An 18,057-nucleotide genomic window follows, 5' to 3' on the forward strand; every position below is an offset into this window, starting at 1 on the left:
TTACCTATCCACTTTCTTTATCCGCCAGCTTGCCCTTAACCTTGGCTGCGGGGAATAAACTCTTTCTTTAGATAAGGTTTGATTGTGCTGATGAACCGCCTCAGATGCAATGGTCAAGGCTAAAACTCAGGGCGCAATCTCCCACCACACCTTGTTGAAATTTAATGGTTAAGTTACTCTTGCAACGCTAATAAACCATGGGGATGGATAGGGTTTGCAAGGGATTCTGAGCTACTACAAACAGTGCTTTGCGCACGACAGCGCCGAGATCAACCTCTGGTCGTGCCATAAGCTGGCCGAGCAAGATCAGCTGCTGCTACAGGGCGAAGATGAGCTGGCCAGTGGCTTTCTCCCCCGCCTCCCCTTGCCACACACCTTAGCCTCGGCGTTAATGAACCGCAGCGCCCTCTATCTGCGTGAGCGGGTATTACTGCATTGCAGCCTCTTCTTTAGCGGCACCATAGAGCTCAATGGCGAGCGGCGTAAGGTGGTTACACCGCTGCTCTATCGCGAGTGCCAGATACAGGCTGATGGTGATGAGATCTTTCTGCAAGCCAGCGAGTCATTAACCGGCCAGAACCCATTTACCATCAACGAGGCACTGCTCGAAAAACTCGTGGTGGAAGGCCACAGCCTGACCCAGGACCTACGCGATAACCCCACCGACGTCAGCGGCTGGATAGCCTGGCTGCGCGCCGGACAGGCCGATGTGGATGCCACCCAGCTACTGCATTTTCCCAAGCTGATTGATGAAGCGATATTTGAAGGCTTAAGGCGCAAACGCAAAGGCTTTCTGGTGAGTCGCAGCCAGCTGGTGCTGGCCGAGCGGTCCCTTGCCAGTCGCGGCATATTGCACGAACTCGACCTATTGATGGCGACAACTGAGCTTTCGCCGCCGCTACAGGCCCTGTTTGCCGAGCAGCAACCATCGCTCCAGAGCAAACGACAGATCACAACCCAGCTAGATTGCCTGCCGGGATTGCTGAGTAATGCCCAGATGCAGGCGCTGAATATCGCCGCCAACCACACCCTAGGGCAGATCTCAGGCCCTCCCGGCACGGGCAAGAGCTACACCATAGCCACCATAGCCACCGAGCAAATATTGCGCGGCAAGTCGGTGCTGATCGCCGCCCACACAGATGTTGCCGTGGACGTGATAGCCGACAAGTTGCAGCAACAGTTTCAGCTGGGCAGCAGCCTGATCCGCGCCGGTTCGCCGCAGTTTATCAAGCAGCTCAAGTCCCAGGTGGACGACATGCTCAACGGCATTCATCCCGTCGCCAACAAGAAGGTAACTGACATCACGCTGCAGAAGGCCTATAAGCAGCTCGAGATCGTGACCAAGCAGCAGGCCAAGCTGGAACAGAGCTTTACGCGCCATTGCAAGCGCGCCATCGGCCGCGGCCAGAAGCTGGCGAGGCTCGAGCAGCAAAAATCCCGCTGGCGCCTGCCCTACTTTAACTGGTTCTATCGCGGCGGCATTAGGCGCTTCTCCCGCCAGTGGGAGGTGCTGGACAGCTTAAATGGCCTGATCGCGCAGAAAGAGAAGCTTAGCCTTAAGTATCTGCAACTGGCCACCAGTCACAGGCAAAGCCGGCTGCTGCAAAACAAACGCAGCTCCCTGGTTAACTTTGCCAAGGCGATACGGGCCCGCCAGTCGGCGAAACAGCTGGAGGCGTTCTACAACACTGACTTCTCGGCGCTGCAGCAGACCTTTCCCATCTGGTTATCCAGCCTCGCCAACCTGCATAGGGTGTTGCCCCTGCAGCAGGAGATGTTCGATCTGGTGATCATCGACGAGGCCACCCAGGCCAACATTGCCGAGTGTCTACCCGCCCTGCAGCGCGCCAAGGCGGCGCTTGTGGTGGGTGACAGCAAACAGCTGAGACACTTCTCGTTTCTCTCTCGCGAGAAACAAGCCAGCATTCAAACCCAGCTCGGTATAGCGCCCGACAGACGCGGACTGCTGAGCTATCGCGATGCCAGCATGCTCGACCTGGTATCTGGCTCACTCAGCGCTCAGGCGCAAGTTGCCTTCCTGGACGAGCACTTTCGCAGCAAGCCGGAGCTTATCCAGTTCAGTAATCAGGCCTTCTATCAAAATGCCCTCAAGGTGATGCAGCACAGGCCCTGCACCAGCTCGGGGCACCTGCACAGAGTTCAGGTTAATGGTGAGCGCGATGCCAAGGGAGTAAACCTTCTCGAGGCCGAGGCCTTGATAGACAAACTAGCCAAGCTTATTGAGGAACAGGCCGATGCCTTGGTGCCCTCTAGCATTGGGGTACTCTCCTGTTTTCGACATCAGACAGAGTATCTGTCGAAACAGATCATGGCCCGTTTCAGCCTGGCACAGATAGAACGTCATCAGCTGCGGATCGCCACGCCTTTTGGCTTTCAAGGCGAGGAGCGCGACATCATGCTGCTCTCTTTCAGCGTGACCGCACAGGAAAGTCGCGCCGCGGCCTACCTTAACCGCGCCGATATGTTTAACGTGGCCATCACCCGCGCCAAACAGGCCCAGTGGCTATTTTTGTCATTGGATGAAACGGCGCTGCCTAACAATAATCTGCTAGCAAAATACCTCACCTCGGCGACCCAATTTGAGGCCAAACACAACTATGTCGATGCTTTGGATGAGTTCGGTCAGGCGGTGACCCAGGCGCTGGAGGCGAAGGGCATTACGGTATGGCGCGCCTACCATATGGCGGGGCTTGAGCTGGATATCCTCTGCCGTCACGGTGACCAGTATCTGGCGATAGACTTAATCGGCTACCCTGGCCCCTGGGAGGACTTCTTCGAGATTAACCTCTACAAGCTACTGCAGCGCGCCGGCGTCAGCCTGATGCCGCTAAGCTACGGCCTGTGGAGCCAGCAGCAAGCCCTGTGTATCGACTACATCTGCAAGCAGTTGGGTATAACGCCGACCCAAGAGGTCGCTTGAAGAAAATTCAATTGCCCACAGGCAGTTAATACAGCAAGGTTAGGTTTTTAGATCAAATGGATAGCAAGTATGTCAAAGGGAATGACACAGCTTAACCGGATACCTCTTCCGTTTTTATTACCGGCTTTATTATTGGCTTTATTATTGGCTTTATTACTGGTATTAACACTTGTTTTAAGGCTGTCGGTGGGCGCGGCAAACGCCGCCATCCCCTGCTTGGAAAATGCCTACTTACAGGCTCCCCAAATGGAGGCTCCCTGCATAAAGGACGCAATCGATAACACGGCAAACCTCACCTATCGAAATGATGCCATGTTGGAGAGCGGGCAAGAGATCCATATGGTGAGCGAAATCGAGCTCACATTAGATAGCAACGGGGTTGATAGACAAGCCACACCGCAAATCAGCGCCGCCAAACTCCTCTCCGCCACCATGACACTAAGTTGTGATAGCGACTGCGACACCATGGACGGCCTGAACCGTCACGCCGGGCGGCTATTTATCGCCTTTAACCGTTACCTCGCCAACCTGCCTCAGCTTAACTTGGTGAGTGCCAAGGACTTTAAACTAGAAGACTCTAAGCTAAAAGGCTTTAAGCTAGAAGGCGATAGCGAGTCGCTGCTTATCCGTATCGCGCAAAGCAAGACAGAGATATCCAGCCTGCTAGCAACGGACATTCAGAGCGGAATCAGCGAGGGAAAACAGCCAATCGTTTACGTCAAACTCCTTGGCAAACATGGTTTAGTGCTGCACCTCAAACTCATGCTTACAGGCAAAACCTGGTTAATCGCAGAGACCATTGAAGAAGGCTTAAGAAGCACAGAAACCACTGAAGACGGCTTGGGCGTAGCAGAGCAACTGCCCTTAATTAACTTCAGTCAGAGCGAGTATGAGGTCTTTCATCAAAACAGGCCTTGGGCGGAGCATTTTGTAATGAATCAAATCCGCCTAAACCAATGCTGGCACAGGACAATCGCCGCGACACGACTCGCCCCCGACGGCACCACTACACCCCAAGACAGAGACGTCGTCACCTGCAACTATCAATACCGATAACGGCTCAGTCGCGCACAGCTATAACGAAGCCGCACAGCGCTAACGAATATAAAAAAAGCGAAACACGTGGGTTCGCTTTTTTATTTTGGTCAGTGTTAAGACACATCCCAAATGACGTTACTGCCGAAGATAAGACAAGGAAGCCTGCTGTTTTCGCCGCGCAGTTGACTCTAGTCAATGAGCAGCGAAAACAACGGGATGACGCCGTGCTATATAAACTGATTAGCCAACAAAAAGCGAACCACAAGGGTTCGCTTTTTTATCAGTTAGTCGATCACATAATTGCGTCGCTGACGAAGCTAATGCAAGGCGGATTGAGAGCTTTCGCGCGGAGTTGACTTGTGTCAATGAGCACGAAAGCTGAGATTCAACGCCGCAGTAGCGAGTCCAAGCAGCAATTATTTGTAATCGTCAATCGGTGCACACGAGCACATTAGATTACGGTCACCATACACATCATCGATACGATTCACAGTCGGCCAGAACTTGTTAGCCTTAACCGCAGCCGTTGGGAACACGGCCGTTTCACGGCTGTATGGACGTGAGTCGAACTCGCTGTCCATGATGTCGGCCATGGTGTGCGGTGCGTTGTGCAGCGGGTTGTTGTCCGCTGGCCACTCGCCGGCTTCAACCTTGGCGATCTCGCCGCGAATCGCAACCATAGCTTCGATGAAGCGATCCAGCTCAGCCTTAGACTCAGACTCTGTCGGCTCGATCATCAGGGTACCGGCAACCGGGAAGCTCATGGTCGGCGCGTGGAAACCGTAGTCGTTCAGACGCTTAGCGATATCCATCTCGGTAACGCCAGAGGCTTCTTTCAGTGGACGCAGGTCGATAATACATTCGTGCGCTACGCGGTCATTACGGCCTGTGTAGAGCACAGGGTAATGGGCAGACAGCTTCTTCATCACATAGTTAGCGTTTAGCAGTGCCATCTGAGTAGACTGTCTCAGGCCCTGGTAACCCAGTAGCTTGATGTACATCCAGGTGATAGGCAGGATGCTGGCGCTGCCGTATGGCGCTGCCGATACCGCACCGTTGTTGTCTGACTCACGACCATGCTTAACCACGGCGTGACCGGCAACGAATGGCGCAAGGTGTGCTTTAACGCCGATAGGGCCCATACCTGGTCCGCCGCCGCCGTGTGGAATAGCGAAGGTCTTGTGCAGGTTAAGGTGCGACACGTCTGCGCCGATTGAACCAGGTGAAGTCAGACCTACCTGAGCGTTCATGTTGGCACCGTCCAAGTATACCTGGCCGCCGTGCTGATGGATCACTTCGCAGATCTCGCTGATGGTCTCTTCGTACACACCGTGAGTCGATGGGTAGGTCACCATGATGCAAGAGAGGTTTTCGGCCACTTCGGCAGCCTTGGCCTTAAGATCTTCCATGTCCACGTTACCCTGCTTGTCACAGGCGGTTACCACAATCTTCATACCAGCAAGCTGAGCTGAAGCCGGGTTAGTACCGTGGGCAGACTGAGGGATCAGACAGACGTTTCTGTGGCCTTCGCCGCGAGACTCGTGGTACTTCTTGATAGCCAGCAGGCCGGCGTATTCACCCGATGCACCCGAGTTAGGCTGCATGCACATGGCATCATAACCTGTGATGTCGACCAACCAATTTGACAGCTCTTCGATAAGCTCGGCATAACCCTGGGCCTGATCTTGCGGGCAGAAAGGATGCATGTTGCCAAATTCTGGCCAGCTCACCGGCATCATCTCGGTTGCCGCGTTCAGCTTCATGGTGCAAGAACCCAGTGAGATCATCGAGTGGTTCAGTGCTAAATCTTTGTTTTCAAGACGCTTGATGTAACGCATCATCTCAGTTTCGCTGTGATAGCGATTGAACGTTGGATGCTCAAGGATAGCGTCTTGACGTACCAGCTCGGCTGGAATTGAGTTGCAGCCATTAGCGATGATGTCGGCATCGATTGCTGCAACATCTAGGCCATGACCTTCGCCCAGAACGATATCAAACAGCTGCGCCACATCTTCACGAGTTGTAGTTTCAGCCATGGCGACACCTAGGATGCCGTCGCTGTCGATACGCAGGTTAACTTCACCGGCGATGGCGCGAGCCTGCACGGCGGCGCTGTCGGCAACCTTGAAGGAAACGGTATCGAACCAAGTATTGTTTACCAGCTCAACGCCTTTCACTTTCAAGCCAGCGGCAAAGATATCGGCCAGACGGTGGATACGGTCGGCGATGATCTTCAGGCCTTGTGGGCCATGGAATACGGCGTAGAAAGAGGCCATGTTGGCTAGCAGCACCTGTGCGGTACAGATGTTTGAGTTAGCCTTTTCGCGGCGGATATGCTGCTCACGGGTCTGCATCGCCATACGCAGGGCACGGTTGCCACGGGTATCTTGAGACACACCGATAATACGGCCTGGCAGTGAACGCTTGTGTTGGTCGCGAGTCACGAAGAAGGCGGCGTGTGGACCACCAAAGCCCATTGGTACGCCGAAACGCTGGGCGCTACCGAAGACAACGTCGGCACCCATAGCACCAGGCGACTTGAGCGATACCAGCGACATGATGTCGGCGGCAACGGTCACGACGGCTTTCTTCTCTTGCAGCGCGGCAAACAGCTCGGTGAAGTCGGTGATTTGACCATAGTGGTTGGTGTATTGGAACAAGGCACCAAACAGCTCATAGTTAACCGCTTCGCTGGCTGGGCCAACCACGATTTCGAAACCGAAACATTCGGCGCGGGTCTTCACCACGTCGATAGTCTGCGGGAACACATCGTCGGCGATGAAGAAGATGTTAGCTTTCTTCGCCTTAGAAACACGCTTGGCCAGCGCCATGGCTTCGGCGGCTGCGGTGGCTTCGTCCAGCAAAGAGGCTGAAGCCAGGTCAAGACCGGTAAGATCCATCGACAGCTGTTGGAAGTTAAGGATGGCTTCCAGACGGCCCTGGGCGATCTCAGGCTGGTATGGGGTGTACGCCGTGTACCAACCTGGATTTTCGAATACGTTACGCTGAATCACGCTTGGCACTATAGTGCCGTAGTAACCCATGCCGATATAGCTCTTGAACACCTTGTTCTTATCCGCGTACTTGCGAATTGAGGCAAGGCCTTCGGCTTCGCCACAGGCGCTGCCAACGGCAAGATCGCGTCCAAGACGAATCGACTCAGGGACTATCTGTTGTGTTAAATCTTCTAAAGATTCTGCACCAACGAAGTTCAGCATCTCTTGCTGATCTGCGCTGTCCGGGCCGATATGACGACGGATAAATAGTTCGTGCTGCTCTAACTGAGTGAGGGTTTCAGTGGTCATGATTAACCTAGTTCCATATTTGCCAGTATCCTAGCTGTAGGGGGCTGGTGTTACCGGTCTCGTTGTTTGATGTGGTTCTACTTCTCGTTATCGGCCTGCATATTGCGTGGGCTTTATAACGAACGAAGCCCCATCTCTTTGCGATATGGGGCTTCGTAGGCATCGACAATTACTCTTCGTCGATAACCGCTTGATAGCCTTCGGCATCAAGCAAATTGTCTAGTTCGCTCAGGTCGCTTGGCATAATGCGGAAGAACCAGCCATCGCCGTATGCGTCGCTGTTAACCAGCTCAGGAGAATCTTCTAGCGCTTCGTTAACCGCTACCACTTCACCTGAAACGGGTGCGTAGATGTCTGAAGCGGCTTTTACCGACTCGGCTACCGCGCAGTCATCGCCAGCGCTAACACTGTCGCCAACTTCTGGCAGCTCAACGAATACCATGTCGCCTAGCAATTCTTGGGCGTGTTCACTGATACCAACAGTGTATGAACCGTCTTCTTCTCTGCGGATCCATTCGTGTGAAGAAGCGTATTTCAATTCAGTCGGAATATTGCTCATTATTTTTGTTCCTTGTTCCGTAGTGCTAAATTTTAAAAACTAAGACTGTATAACCACTCAAGCGCCTGTCATTCGACTGGGTCAGCCGATATTTTAGCAGCTTTGGCCCGAGTTGCTTAGGTAGAGCAACCCGGCCCCGCTATTGCCCTTTTGGCAGCCTGACGGCTAAACAGGGATAACCCTTATCAAACAGTTAGAAAGCCTGCTTACCGTTGCGCACGAAGCTAGGTGCGATCACTTTAACAGGGACGCGCTTCTTACGCATCTCTACTTCTGCGACATCGCCAACAGAATTTGGCACGCGGGCCATGGCGATTGAGTAGCCTAAGGTCGGAGAGAAGGTGCCGCTGGTGATAGCGCCCTGCTGCTCAACGCCTTCTGCGTCGGTGAAGAAGACTGGCATGCCGGTGCGCAGTACGCCCTTAGCTTCCATCACTAGGCCAACTAGCTTATCTGTGCCGGCGGCCTTGATAGCGGCTAGCGCTTCGCGGCCGATGAAGTCACGGTCTTCAGGTTCCCAGGCGATGGTCCAGCCCATGTTGGCCGCTAGCGGGTTAACGCTCTCGTCCATATCTTGGCCGTACAGGTTCATGCCTGCTTCTAAACGTAGGGTGTCGCGGGCGCCCAGGCCACATGGCTTAACGCCATTATCTAGCAGGGCTTGCCACAGGGCTTCGGCTTCTGCCTCGGGTACGATGATCTCGTAACCGGCTTCGCCTGTGTAACCTGTGGTCGCGATAAAGAGAGAACCAGACTGCACACCGAAGAAAGGCTTCATACCTTCAACCGCTGCGTTTTGCTCGTCGGTAAATACCGCCGCCGCTTTCGCCTTAGCGTTAGGACCTTGAACGGCGATCATCGCCAGCTCAGGACGCTCAGTGACAGTCACGTCATAGCCTTTAACTTGCTCGGTGATCCAGGCGAGGTCTTTCTCGCGAGTGGCCGAGTTCACTACGATACGGTAATGGGTGTCGCTGAGATAATAGGTGATCAGGTCGTCGATAACGCCTGCGTTGTGGTCTAACATGCCACCGTAGAGTGCCTTACCCGGCACCTTGAGTTTGGCGACGTCGTTGGCCAGTAGCTTACGAAGAAAATCACAGGCCTCAGCACCCGTAACATCAACTACTGTCATGTGAGACACGTCAAACATACCTGCGTCTTGACGCACAACATGGTGTTCTTCGATTTGAGAGCCGTAGTTTAGCGGCATGTCCCAACCGTGAAAGTCGACCATTTTGGCGTTAGCTTCTAGGTGCTTGTTAAAGAGTACAGTTTTATTAGCCATTATTATCTCTTCTTTTTTTGCCCTTTTCGGGTCTTACCTGGCGGTGCCTCAGCGCTAGGGCATGATTGATGAAATGGGGCAAAGGCCGAAAGGGTCGGTCAAGCACTATCTTGTCATCAATAGGCGGTAGCGAAGCAGACGGTCATGGTGAACCGCCTCGAACTGACACACCTGAACCTAGGGTACGTAGGGCCAGGATGTGATTGCAAAGATGAGTTTTTGCATCAATTGCGTCGAATAAGATGCATCAACAAATTCTGTTTTAAGATACGCGCTTGGTATCAAAATGCGGCGAAATTATACCTTGCGTCACAGTTTTGTATACAAGAGAATTTTCTAATCCGAACCATTTTCCCATTACTTTTTCTCATGTTTAAAATGTAGTTTTTTTACATGAGAATCCGTATATCAAATCAAATGATGTCAACCACTTGTATTTAAAAACAAAATGATAAGGTGCCGCATTTTTCCCGAGCTTATTTACACAACTCAGGCAAGCGGGTTTTGTTACCCATAGCCTGTTGCATAAACAGTGTTTTCACAGGAGAAAGGTTATCCACCAGGTTGAGACCCAGATCCCGCAGGGCTTTTTTCACCGGATTGCTACCTTCGAACAGCCGCTTGAAGCCCTCCATCGCCGCGATCATCTCCAGCGCGTCCGCCTTACGCCAACGCTCTAACGGACGTAGATTGGCATAATCGCCGAGATCCTTGCCCTTGGCCTTGAGTTCACTCAGGGTCTCGATAATGGCGGCGGCGTCCAAGAAGCCCAGGTTCACCCCCTGACCTGCCAACGGATGAATGGTGTGGGCCGCATCCCCCGCAAGCACCAGACGGTGACGGGCAAAGTGACGGGCATAACGCATCCGCAGCGGGAAGGCCTGGGGCTCGCTCTCGAGCGTGCACATGCCCAGCTTACCGTCGAAGGCGGCGGTCAGGCTGCGTTCGAACTGCACCTTGTCGCCCTCCAGCAGCGACTGCGCCTTAGCCGGTGGTACCGACCAGACGATAGAGCAGAGATTTGGCTCAAACAGCGGCAGAAACGCCAATGGGCCGTCGCTTAAGAACACCTGTCTGGCGGTGGCATTATGGGGTAGCTCGGTGCGGATCGAGGCGACGATGGCATGATGGCCATAGTCCCAGAAGGTCATAGGGATCTTGCACTGCTCGCGCACCCAGGAGTTGGCACCGTCGGCGCCAATCACCAGCGCCGCCGACAGGTTGTCGCCATTATCCAGGGTCAGCCAGGCCTCACGCTCGCCAAAAGCTATCTTCTCCAGGCGATGATTTTCCAGGTGGGTGATCTCACTCAGCTCACCGGCACGGGTCGCCAAGGCATGGCTGATGTTGTCATTTTCTATGATGCTGCCCAAGGTCTGCTCGCTGATCGAATGGGCATCGAAACCTATCTTGCCCAAGCTATCCTTATCCCACACCGCCATCTTCTGATAGGGCCCGACGCGAGACTCGTCGATATAGGCCCAGGCCCCCAGATGGGTAAGTAATCGCTGACTCGCCTTGTTGATGGCGCTGACTCTTAATCTGGCCTCGCCGAATACCGCCTGGGTTTCACCGGCATCGATCACCACGACTCTCAGCCCTTCCTGCCCCAAGCCGACGGCGGTTGCCAGCCCGACCATGCCTCCGCCGATGATGGCAACGTCATAGGTTTGTGTACTGAACATATAGCGATCCTTTATCCAAGTTGGCTGGCTGATTGAGGCGATTTCCACCCCATGGCTTTGCGGGCAATGGGCGTCTTGAGCGGCGGACACCAGGAGAGCAGACGCAGCCCCAGGTTACGACCAGCCACCAAGGGCCAGTGCTGATTCGAGAAGCCGCGCACTAAGAATTCGACATTGGTGATGGTGGTGTCACGGTCTTGCTGGCGACGGCTAAGGTATTCATGGGTCAGCTTGGCGCCGCCGATATCCTCGCCGCGCTCTAGCGCCTCGTCGACCACCTCGAGCAGACAGACGAGATCCCTCAGCCCCAGGTTAAAGCCCTGGCCTGCGATGGGGTGCAGTGTCTGCGCCGCGTTACCGATAAATACGGTACGCTGATAGATGGGGCGCGCCATGTAAGAGAGCTTAAGGGGATAGGCGTAACGCTCGCCCACATCGATAAAGCGCCCGGCGCGGTGGCCAAAGGCATCTTGCAGCGCATCTAAGAATGCGGGTTTCTCGGCGTCCAGCATCAGCTCGGCATGCTCTGGCGCCAGCGCCCATACCAGAGAGACTCTGGACTGCCCATCCACGTTGGCCATGGGCAGAATCGCCAGCGGGCCGCTGTCGGTGAAGCGCTCATAGGCCCACTCTTGATGGGGCTTGTCAGTGATCACGTTGGCCACCACGGCCACCTGCTCGAAACCTACCTGCTCCAGTGGCAGCTTAAAGTCTTGTCTGACCTTAGAACTTAGACCGTCGGCGGCCACCACCAACTTGGCGCTGAGGGCCGTGCCATCGTCTAACATCAACTGCTGGGCATCGACGCCGGCGACAATACTGGCCACCTTGGCGGGACAGAACAGGCTGACATCCTGTTGCTCCAGCAGGCTAAATAGCTTGGCACCGACACGCTCAAGCTCCACCACCTGGCCCAGATAGGGCAGATGAAAATCTTTGGCGTTGAGTGTGGTCATGCCGAAATGGCCGCGATCCGAGACATGGATATTCTCGATGGCCGTGCCCAGGTGGGCCAGCTTAGGCCAGATGCCGAGACGGGTAAGCTCGAAGATGGAGCCCTGGGCGATAGCGATGGAGCGGGCGTCGAATCCCGGATGGCCGTCGCCGGGACGGTTGGCCTCGATTAGGGCGATGCGCAGCAGCTGCTGGCGTTTCTGTGCCAGGTTGGCCAGGCCCAGGGCCAGAGTGGCACCGGCCATGGCGCCGCCAACGATGGCGATATCAAACTGCTTAGGGTCAGACGAAGTGGTCATTCACTTTCTCTTTCTGTGGCAAGCAGTTAAATCTGCTCGCCCCGATAAATGCAGACAATATTAATGAATCATGGGGTCTTGATCTTTGATCTCACTCGGCTCGGGGCCGAATTCGGCGTAACAGAGTAGCGCCGCCATGCGAGCAAACTCCATCAGCTCTATGTAGGCCGCCTCGGACTCTTCATCTTCGGCCACATCGAACTCCACCTGAGCGATCTCGGCGAGATCTTTAATCACCTCTTTTACGTCGCTCGAGGCGCGATTGAGCTTAGGCTGCGCCATGGCGATGCCCGTCAGGAAGCTCTGCACCCAGAGAGAGAGCGCCTCGACGCGCTTGCTCAGGGTCTCCTCCTCTTCCGGCGCCATAGGTGTGAAGCCGAAATCGGCGTCTGTGATGCGCGCCAGAGTGTCTTGATAAAGCTCTTCGAGCAGCTGCACCAGAGAAGGCGGCGGCAACTGACCATCGTTGATCAGCTCGAGCAGGGGCTTGATCCACTCGCTCTTGGCCTGACCCACGCCGCCGCAGATAAGGCCCACCAGGGAGCCATGGACTTCAACGGGATGTTGGGCGATATCGGCGGCATTGAGCTCGGCGAACAGAATTTCGATGCGTAAAGAGGGAGGGGTTGCCATAAGGTGTTCCAATCATAATTTCACTGTGGACATGCTAGCAGATCTGGCCTGCGCGACCAAGCCAAAAGCATTGTGTTACCACCAAGTTAGGCCATGGATGACTATGGCCAGGCCCAGTAACTGCGCACAATTCATCCAGGGCAAAGCGGTCAGCGCTAAGCTATTGGTTATCTAAACAACATTTAATCTAACAAAGCGTTATTAAGGCCCCAGTGTTATTGCACTTTCCAGGGCAGCCCGATATAGTCCGCTCAACGACAGGATAAAAGGATCTACATCGCAAATGAGTAGCCATGCTATCGAAATTAGCTTATTGGGCCGCACCTACTCCATCGCTTGTCCGATAGGACAGGAAGATGCCTTGCGCCATGTGGCCAACAAGCTGGAAAAGCAGCTGAGCTCCCTGCGTGCTCGAACCAATAACCTTAGCCGGGAAGAAATTGCCATCATGGCGGCACTAAATATTGGCTACGAATTGTTGGAAGAACAGAAGAAGAATCAAGATTATATTAAGCAGATGGATGACAAGATCGGTCTGCTGCAGTCGACCTTAGAGAGTGCGCTGGTTGAGCGCGCCACAAAAGGCGATTAAACTGTAATTACGCGTGAGGCGAAGCGATTTATCGCGAATATCGCCGCCCGACCGCTAAGGTCGATACGCAACAATTTTGCTCCCTGTGGTGTGCGTGAGTCGGTTATGTCCCTGTGCCGATATTTACAAACTCAGGGTGAATGTTTTGATGACATTGCGCAAGCTCGGCGCGAACCGAGAAGCCTTAGGATTTGATCATTTACCCGCCTTGAACCTACGGTTCAAGGGCTACACCGGTAACGGCATCTTGGGGAGCAATTCAAATTAAAGAGGCTGAAAGGTATAACACTTTTCGGCCTTTTTTATATCCCACGCAAACTGCCCGCCTCGAAGCCATTATGGGTTCAAGGGCTACACAGATAACGGCATCTTGGGGAGCAATTCAAATTGAGAAGCCAGAAGGTCCACCATCTTCTGGCTTTTTTATATCCCAAGCAAACTGCCCGCCTCGAAGCCATTATGGGTTCAAGGGCTACACAGATAACGGCATCTTGGGGTGCAACTCAAACAACAACGCTAAAAACCGATAAGGTTGGAAGGCATTGATCTGAAAAGATAACCTTTCGGCCTTTTTTATCTCCTGATCAAACTCGTGCCATCTCGTTAGCTAAATTGCCGAGCAGTTGAAAGTGTAATGACAACAGAGATAGACTGCCCACATCAAAGCAAACTCGATAATACCAATCACGGTAAGTAAGTGATCAGAAGTAGCGCAGGAAAAACGGTCGAGAACAAGGCAAAATTTTTCGATAAGTAGTTATTCTACAATCAAAAATAATAACGCCGTTATCGGGCGTTTTAACAAGCTAGCATGATCAGTTATTTACTACGATTGGTATAACTGCCTTCACTGGAGTAAGGACATTGAAACCAGCCTTAACGCCGAGCGCCGCCAATCAGGAAAATCGTCAGGCGATTAGAAATCAGATCCGCAGCGCGAGACGGGCGCTCCCCGAGCAGACCCAGAAGCAATTTGCCCAGGAGGCGGCCAGCAGGCTGATGGCGGTGATTAATCAGCGTCAGGCCAAGCATGTGGCGCTTTATCTGACCAGTGATGGCGAGCTGGATACCCAGCCGCTGATTGAAACCCTGTGGCAGGCGGGCGTGAATGTCTATTTGCCTCGTCTGCACCCCTTCTCACGGGGCAACCTGCTGTTTTTTAAATACCATCCCACCAGCCACCTGATCCAGAACCGCCTCAAGATCTGGGAACCCAAGCTCAATATCACAGAGATGATCTTGCCCCAGCATCTGGATGTGATCATCACCCCCCTGGTGGCCTTCGATGAGCTGGGAAATCGTATGGGAATGGGCGGCGGCTATTACGACCGTTGCCTGAGCGACTGGCAGCTAAGGGGGAAACCCTACCCCATTGGCTATGCCCATGATTGCCAGCGAGTCGAATCACTGCCCACCGAGCATTGGGATGTGCCCCTGCCCATGATAGTGACCCCATCGGCCACCCACACAAATTAAGGTCAAATTGGCAAGCGACTATTGGCTGCTCTGCGACTTTTGCTGCCAATAGGCGTTATGCTCGAAACCATGGCTGGTCAGTATCTTGGTCAGCTCGCCGCTGCGATGCAGCTCAGCCAGGCTCCGATTGAAGTCGGCTAAAATCTGCCGGGCGTTAGGAAGATGCTTGGCCACCCCGATATGAAACAGCTCCACGCTCAAAGGGTCTCCTACCGGCTCAAGCTTGCCACGATATTCGCTGCCGGGACGCTCGATAAGGTAGCGGGCGACATCCTCACAGATCAGCACCAGATCCACCCGACCGGCCAGCAGCTTCCTTAGGTTCACCGCATCTGAACTGGCGGCTTCAGTTTTTAATGCTGCATTTTGAAATGCCTCTGGATTAGCATAGCCGCGGCCGATGCCTATGAGGTAAGGTTTGAGATCCTCGATATCGCGAAAGACAATCTTGCTGTCGCTGCGCTTATACAGGCGGATTGAGACAGATAATAAGGGGTCGGAAAAGTCGATCCACTGCTCGCGTTCGGGCCTGTACCAGACACCTATGATGAGATCCGCCAACTCCCGCTTAATAAGCGTTTGGGCACGAATAAAGGGGTAAAACTCATGGGACAGGGGATATTCCGCATGTTGAAATACCGCCTCCACCAGGTGGTACACCACGCCCCATTCGGGCATCTGCGGCGAGTAGAAGGGCGGATAATCGTTGGATACGCTAATCAATGGCGTTTTCGCCATCGCCGGCAGTTGATGCAGCTCGCTGTGTCGCTCTCCGTCGCTGGCCATGGCCTGGGCGCCAAGCAACACCTGGCACAGGACTATCCTTAACACTAAGCCCACGACTGGGCCCAAGGCTAGGCTCAAGACTCGCCACAACTGTTTAAACCTTCCCAGACGAGACATAAGTAGCCTAAGTGCACTGATGCCCGACGCCAATCGACGCGAAGCTAGGCCAGTGCTCGGGCGAACTTGAGCAGAATGACAAGCTGTAACCATCTAAGCTTTTCCAGCGAATTAACAAAAGGATAGTTCACATTTTAGTCTAGTTTTTACCGGCTCGTGATGCTGCAGGCCCTAAGTGACGGCATACTCGCACCTGTTCTACCAATTAATCAGGCTATCCACTCGGTTCACTTTGAAAGCCTTAGGTTTACGGGCTAAAGTGTGCAGAGACTTTTTGCACTGGCGGCCAAAGGTTTTCTAAGCCACAAGGCTCTTCGCCATTTGCCGCCAGGCGCTTCACCATTAAAGGATGAAACAATGAAGATTAGCGCGCGACTCCTCCCCCTTGTTCTGCTCACCCTAGGCGCCTGCGCCCAACAAACCGGTCAGGCTCCCGAACCTCAGACAGAAGCGCCGGCCTCACAAGCGTCAGAACCTCAAGCCGCTCAGACTATGCCCCTTGGCGATACCAGCCGTAACGCGCTGGATTGGCCAGGCCTCTATAAAGGCACCCTGCCCTGCGCCGACTGTCAGGGGATCGCCATGAGCCTCAAGCTTAATGGTGACAACAGCTATCAACTCTCTCAACAATATCTTGGCAAGCAAAACCTTGGTGAGCAAAACCTTGGTGAGCAAAATCAAGCAACCGATGTCGTCCTCGAGGGGCAGTTTAGCTGGAATGAGATGGGCAGCAAGATCACCCTAGATAGCAAGGCCAGAGGCATGAAGCTTCAGGTGGGCGAGAATATTCTCTTTATGCTGGACGATAAGGGGGATCGAATTAAGGGAGCGCTGGCCCAGCAATATCAACTGTTGAAAGCCAATTGATATTGCCTGACAGACTTAATTTGATTTACACCAGAGATTGACGCAGGGAGTGTCGCCCACATTGACCTCAAATCCGGGGCAATGGTTGGCGAAGTATTTGGCCTCCTGACAGGAGGTCATCTGCAGGCACTGCTGGCGGGCATCGCAGCTAAACACCACATTCTGCAGCTCCTGCTTACCCACGTAATACTCAGACCCTGGGGGGAACAGCCCCTCCGGCGGTTTGATATCCACATCGGCCGAGTAGTCATAGTTGACCATAAACAGATAGAGCAGATTACCAAAGGCGATCGCCAGGGCCACCAGACCAACCTTGACGCGCCAGCTGATGGCATCTTCACTGTCAAACTTATCATGGGACTCGAAAGGCGAGGTCAAGGTAATGGGATTACCCAGATCTATCTCACCCTTGGTGACCTTAGTGCCGCGCAGCGCGTCTTTCCACTGGCGATACACCACAGATTCACCCTCTTTGGGCATGTGTTCATAGGGGAGTAAATTGATGCCAAAAATTCTGAGTTCGTCCGATCCGTCGTCCGGGGCGATGAAACCTACCCTCTGTTCCTGATTCCAACGAACAAGCGTTCCTCGCTTAGCTCTAATATCCATATTCCTGTCCGCCTTGAAAGCCTTTCCTGGGAGGCGGCTACCTACCCAAGCCGCTGTAACCTGTTTAAACCATTCAGGGTATCCCACCCAAAACCGTTAACAGTTACGTTACACTTCTCTATCAATATAATTAGCTTTTCATGGTACGGCAAGTATGATTTTGTAGCATCTTTGTCTGGTTTTTATACCTGCCAGTCGATAGGCGTCTCGCCAGAGGCCTTTAACAACTCGTTGATTTTTGAGAAGTGTTTACAGCCAAAGAAACCTCGGTAGGCAGAGAGCGGCGAAGGGTGAGGCCCGCTCACCAGATGGTGCTGCTCCGCCTCGATAAGCTTGCTCTTCTTCATGGCGTGGCCGCCCCACAACACGAAAATAATCGGGCGCTCCTGCTCATTAAGCAGCCTCAAGGCGTTGTCGGTAAAGGTCTCCCAGCCCGCCTTGGCATGAGAGTGCGCCTTGCCCTGCTCTACCGTGAGTACAGTATTGAGCATCAAGACGCCCTGCTCTGCCCACTTGGCCAGGTAGCCATGGTCTGGGATCGCAAAGCCATCGATATCACTGGCCAGCTCCTTATACATGTTCACCAAAGATGGCGGCACCTTCACCCCAGGCTGCACCGAGAAACAGAGGCCGTGCGCCTGGCCCTCGCCGTGATAAGGATCTTGACCAATCAATACCACCCTCACCTTATCCAGCGGCGTTAGCTCGAAGGCGCTAAACACCTGCTCCTCTTGCGGGTAGATCGCCTTACCGGCATCGCGCTCACCTTGCACGAAAGACTGCAACTGGCCAAAGTAGGCCTGCTGGGCCTCCTGGTCGATAAAATCTTGCCATTGGCTGATCTCTGTCATAGCTATCTCTTTATATTTTTTCGAAAAAAACTTAGAATCGAGTGATATTTACGGCGT

14 protein-coding genes and 1 other RNA gene are annotated in these 18,057 nt (G+C 53.7%); 6 read left to right on the forward strand and 9 right to left on the reverse strand.

All coding sequences use genetic code 11. The features are described 5' to 3' along the window. Window positions 1-214: 214 nt before the first annotated feature. Both K0I31_RS15935 and K0I31_RS15940 read left to right on the forward strand, forming a co-directional pair. Entirely contained in the window at window positions 215-2,941 is a 2,727-nt protein-coding gene (locus K0I31_RS15935; RefSeq protein WP_220079002.1) for a DEAD/DEAH box helicase, read from the forward strand. A 246-nt stretch (window positions 2,942-3,187) separates the two neighbouring features. After that, the gene (locus tag K0I31_RS15940) at window positions 3,188-3,997 is read left to right on the forward strand and encodes a hypothetical protein (RefSeq protein ID WP_220079003.1); all 810 of its coding nucleotides are present in this window, start codon (window positions 3,188-3,190) and stop codon (window positions 3,995-3,997) included. A gap of 398 nt (window positions 3,998-4,395) precedes the next feature. On the opposite strand, the gene gcvP is transcribed toward K0I31_RS15940, so the two are convergent. The 6 genes from gcvP to K0I31_RS15970 form a co-directional block, all read right to left on the reverse strand. Beyond that, window positions 4,396-7,284: an aminomethyl-transferring glycine dehydrogenase gene (gene gcvP, locus K0I31_RS15945; protein ID WP_220079004.1), complete on the reverse strand. Its 2,889-nt coding sequence runs from the start codon at window positions 7,282-7,284 to the stop codon at window positions 4,396-4,398. 169 nt (window positions 7,285-7,453) lie between these two features. After that, the gene (gcvH, locus tag K0I31_RS15950) at window positions 7,454-7,843 is read right to left on the reverse strand and encodes a glycine cleavage system protein GcvH (protein WP_011866859.1); all 390 of its coding nucleotides are present in this window, start codon (window positions 7,841-7,843) and stop codon (window positions 7,454-7,456) included. A gap of 193 nt (window positions 7,844-8,036) precedes the next feature. Then, a complete protein-coding gene (gene gcvT, locus K0I31_RS15955; protein WP_144201962.1) occupies window positions 8,037-9,131 on the reverse strand; it encodes a glycine cleavage system aminomethyltransferase GcvT in 1,095 nt (364 codons plus the stop codon). Between the two features lie 476 nt (window positions 9,132-9,607). After that, window positions 9,608-10,816, reverse strand: coding sequence for an FAD-dependent oxidoreductase (locus tag K0I31_RS15960; protein WP_220079005.1), 1,209 nt, complete (start codon window positions 10,814-10,816; stop codon window positions 9,608-9,610). A gap of 11 nt (window positions 10,817-10,827) precedes the next feature. After that, complete coding sequence (gene ubiH, locus K0I31_RS15965; protein ID WP_220079006.1) at window positions 10,828-12,069, reverse strand: 2-octaprenyl-6-methoxyphenyl hydroxylase; 1,242 nt, start codon at window positions 12,067-12,069, stop codon at window positions 10,828-10,830. A 60-nt stretch (window positions 12,070-12,129) separates the two neighbouring features. Beyond that, window positions 12,130-12,702, reverse strand: coding sequence for a UPF0149 family protein (locus K0I31_RS15970; protein ID WP_144201968.1), 573 nt, complete (start codon window positions 12,700-12,702; stop codon window positions 12,130-12,132). A gap of 283 nt (window positions 12,703-12,985) precedes the next feature. Here K0I31_RS15970 and K0I31_RS15975 point away from each other — a divergent pair, with 283 nt between their 5' ends. From K0I31_RS15975 to K0I31_RS15985, 3 genes are all read left to right on the forward strand, one after another. Beyond that, complete coding sequence (locus tag K0I31_RS15975; protein WP_220079007.1) at window positions 12,986-13,294, forward strand: cell division protein ZapA; 309 nt, start codon at window positions 12,986-12,988, stop codon at window positions 13,292-13,294. Window positions 13,295-13,371: 77 nt separating this feature from the next. Next, window positions 13,372-13,552: non-coding RNA, 6S RNA (ssrS, locus tag K0I31_RS15980), on the forward strand. Between the two features lie 606 nt (window positions 13,553-14,158). After that, on the forward strand, window positions 14,159-14,770 hold the full coding sequence (locus tag K0I31_RS15985) for a 5-formyltetrahydrofolate cyclo-ligase (protein ID WP_220079008.1): 612 nt from the start codon (window positions 14,159-14,161) through the stop codon (window positions 14,768-14,770). Between the two features lie 18 nt (window positions 14,771-14,788). Here K0I31_RS15985 and K0I31_RS15990 read toward each other — a convergent pair whose 3' ends face one another. Beyond that, window positions 14,789-15,646 carry a substrate-binding periplasmic protein gene (locus K0I31_RS15990; protein ID WP_220079009.1) on the reverse strand — a complete coding sequence of 286 codons (858 nt, stop codon included), beginning with the start codon at window positions 15,644-15,646 and terminating at the stop codon, window positions 14,789-14,791. Between the two features lie 384 nt (window positions 15,647-16,030). On the opposite strand from K0I31_RS15990, the gene K0I31_RS15995 reads away from it, so the two are divergent. After that, window positions 16,031-16,540 (forward strand): copper resistance protein NlpE, encoded by a 510-nt coding sequence (locus tag K0I31_RS15995; protein WP_220079010.1) that lies wholly within the window; start codon window positions 16,031-16,033, stop codon window positions 16,538-16,540. 15 nt (window positions 16,541-16,555) lie between these two features. On the opposite strand, the gene K0I31_RS16000 is transcribed toward K0I31_RS15995, so the two are convergent. Both K0I31_RS16000 and ung read right to left on the reverse strand, forming a co-directional pair. Beyond that, complete coding sequence (locus K0I31_RS16000) at window positions 16,556-17,149, reverse strand: hypothetical protein (protein ID WP_220043238.1); 594 nt, start codon at window positions 17,147-17,149, stop codon at window positions 16,556-16,558. Between the two features lie 182 nt (window positions 17,150-17,331). Continuing rightward, complete coding sequence (gene ung / locus K0I31_RS16005; RefSeq protein ID WP_220079011.1) at window positions 17,332-18,000, reverse strand: uracil-DNA glycosylase; 669 nt, start codon at window positions 17,998-18,000, stop codon at window positions 17,332-17,334. Between the last annotated feature and the right edge of the window lie 57 nt (window positions 18,001-18,057).

Source organism: Shewanella spartinae (assembly GCF_019457555.1).
GTDB lineage: Bacteria > Pseudomonadota > Gammaproteobacteria > Enterobacterales > Shewanellaceae > Shewanella > Shewanella loihica.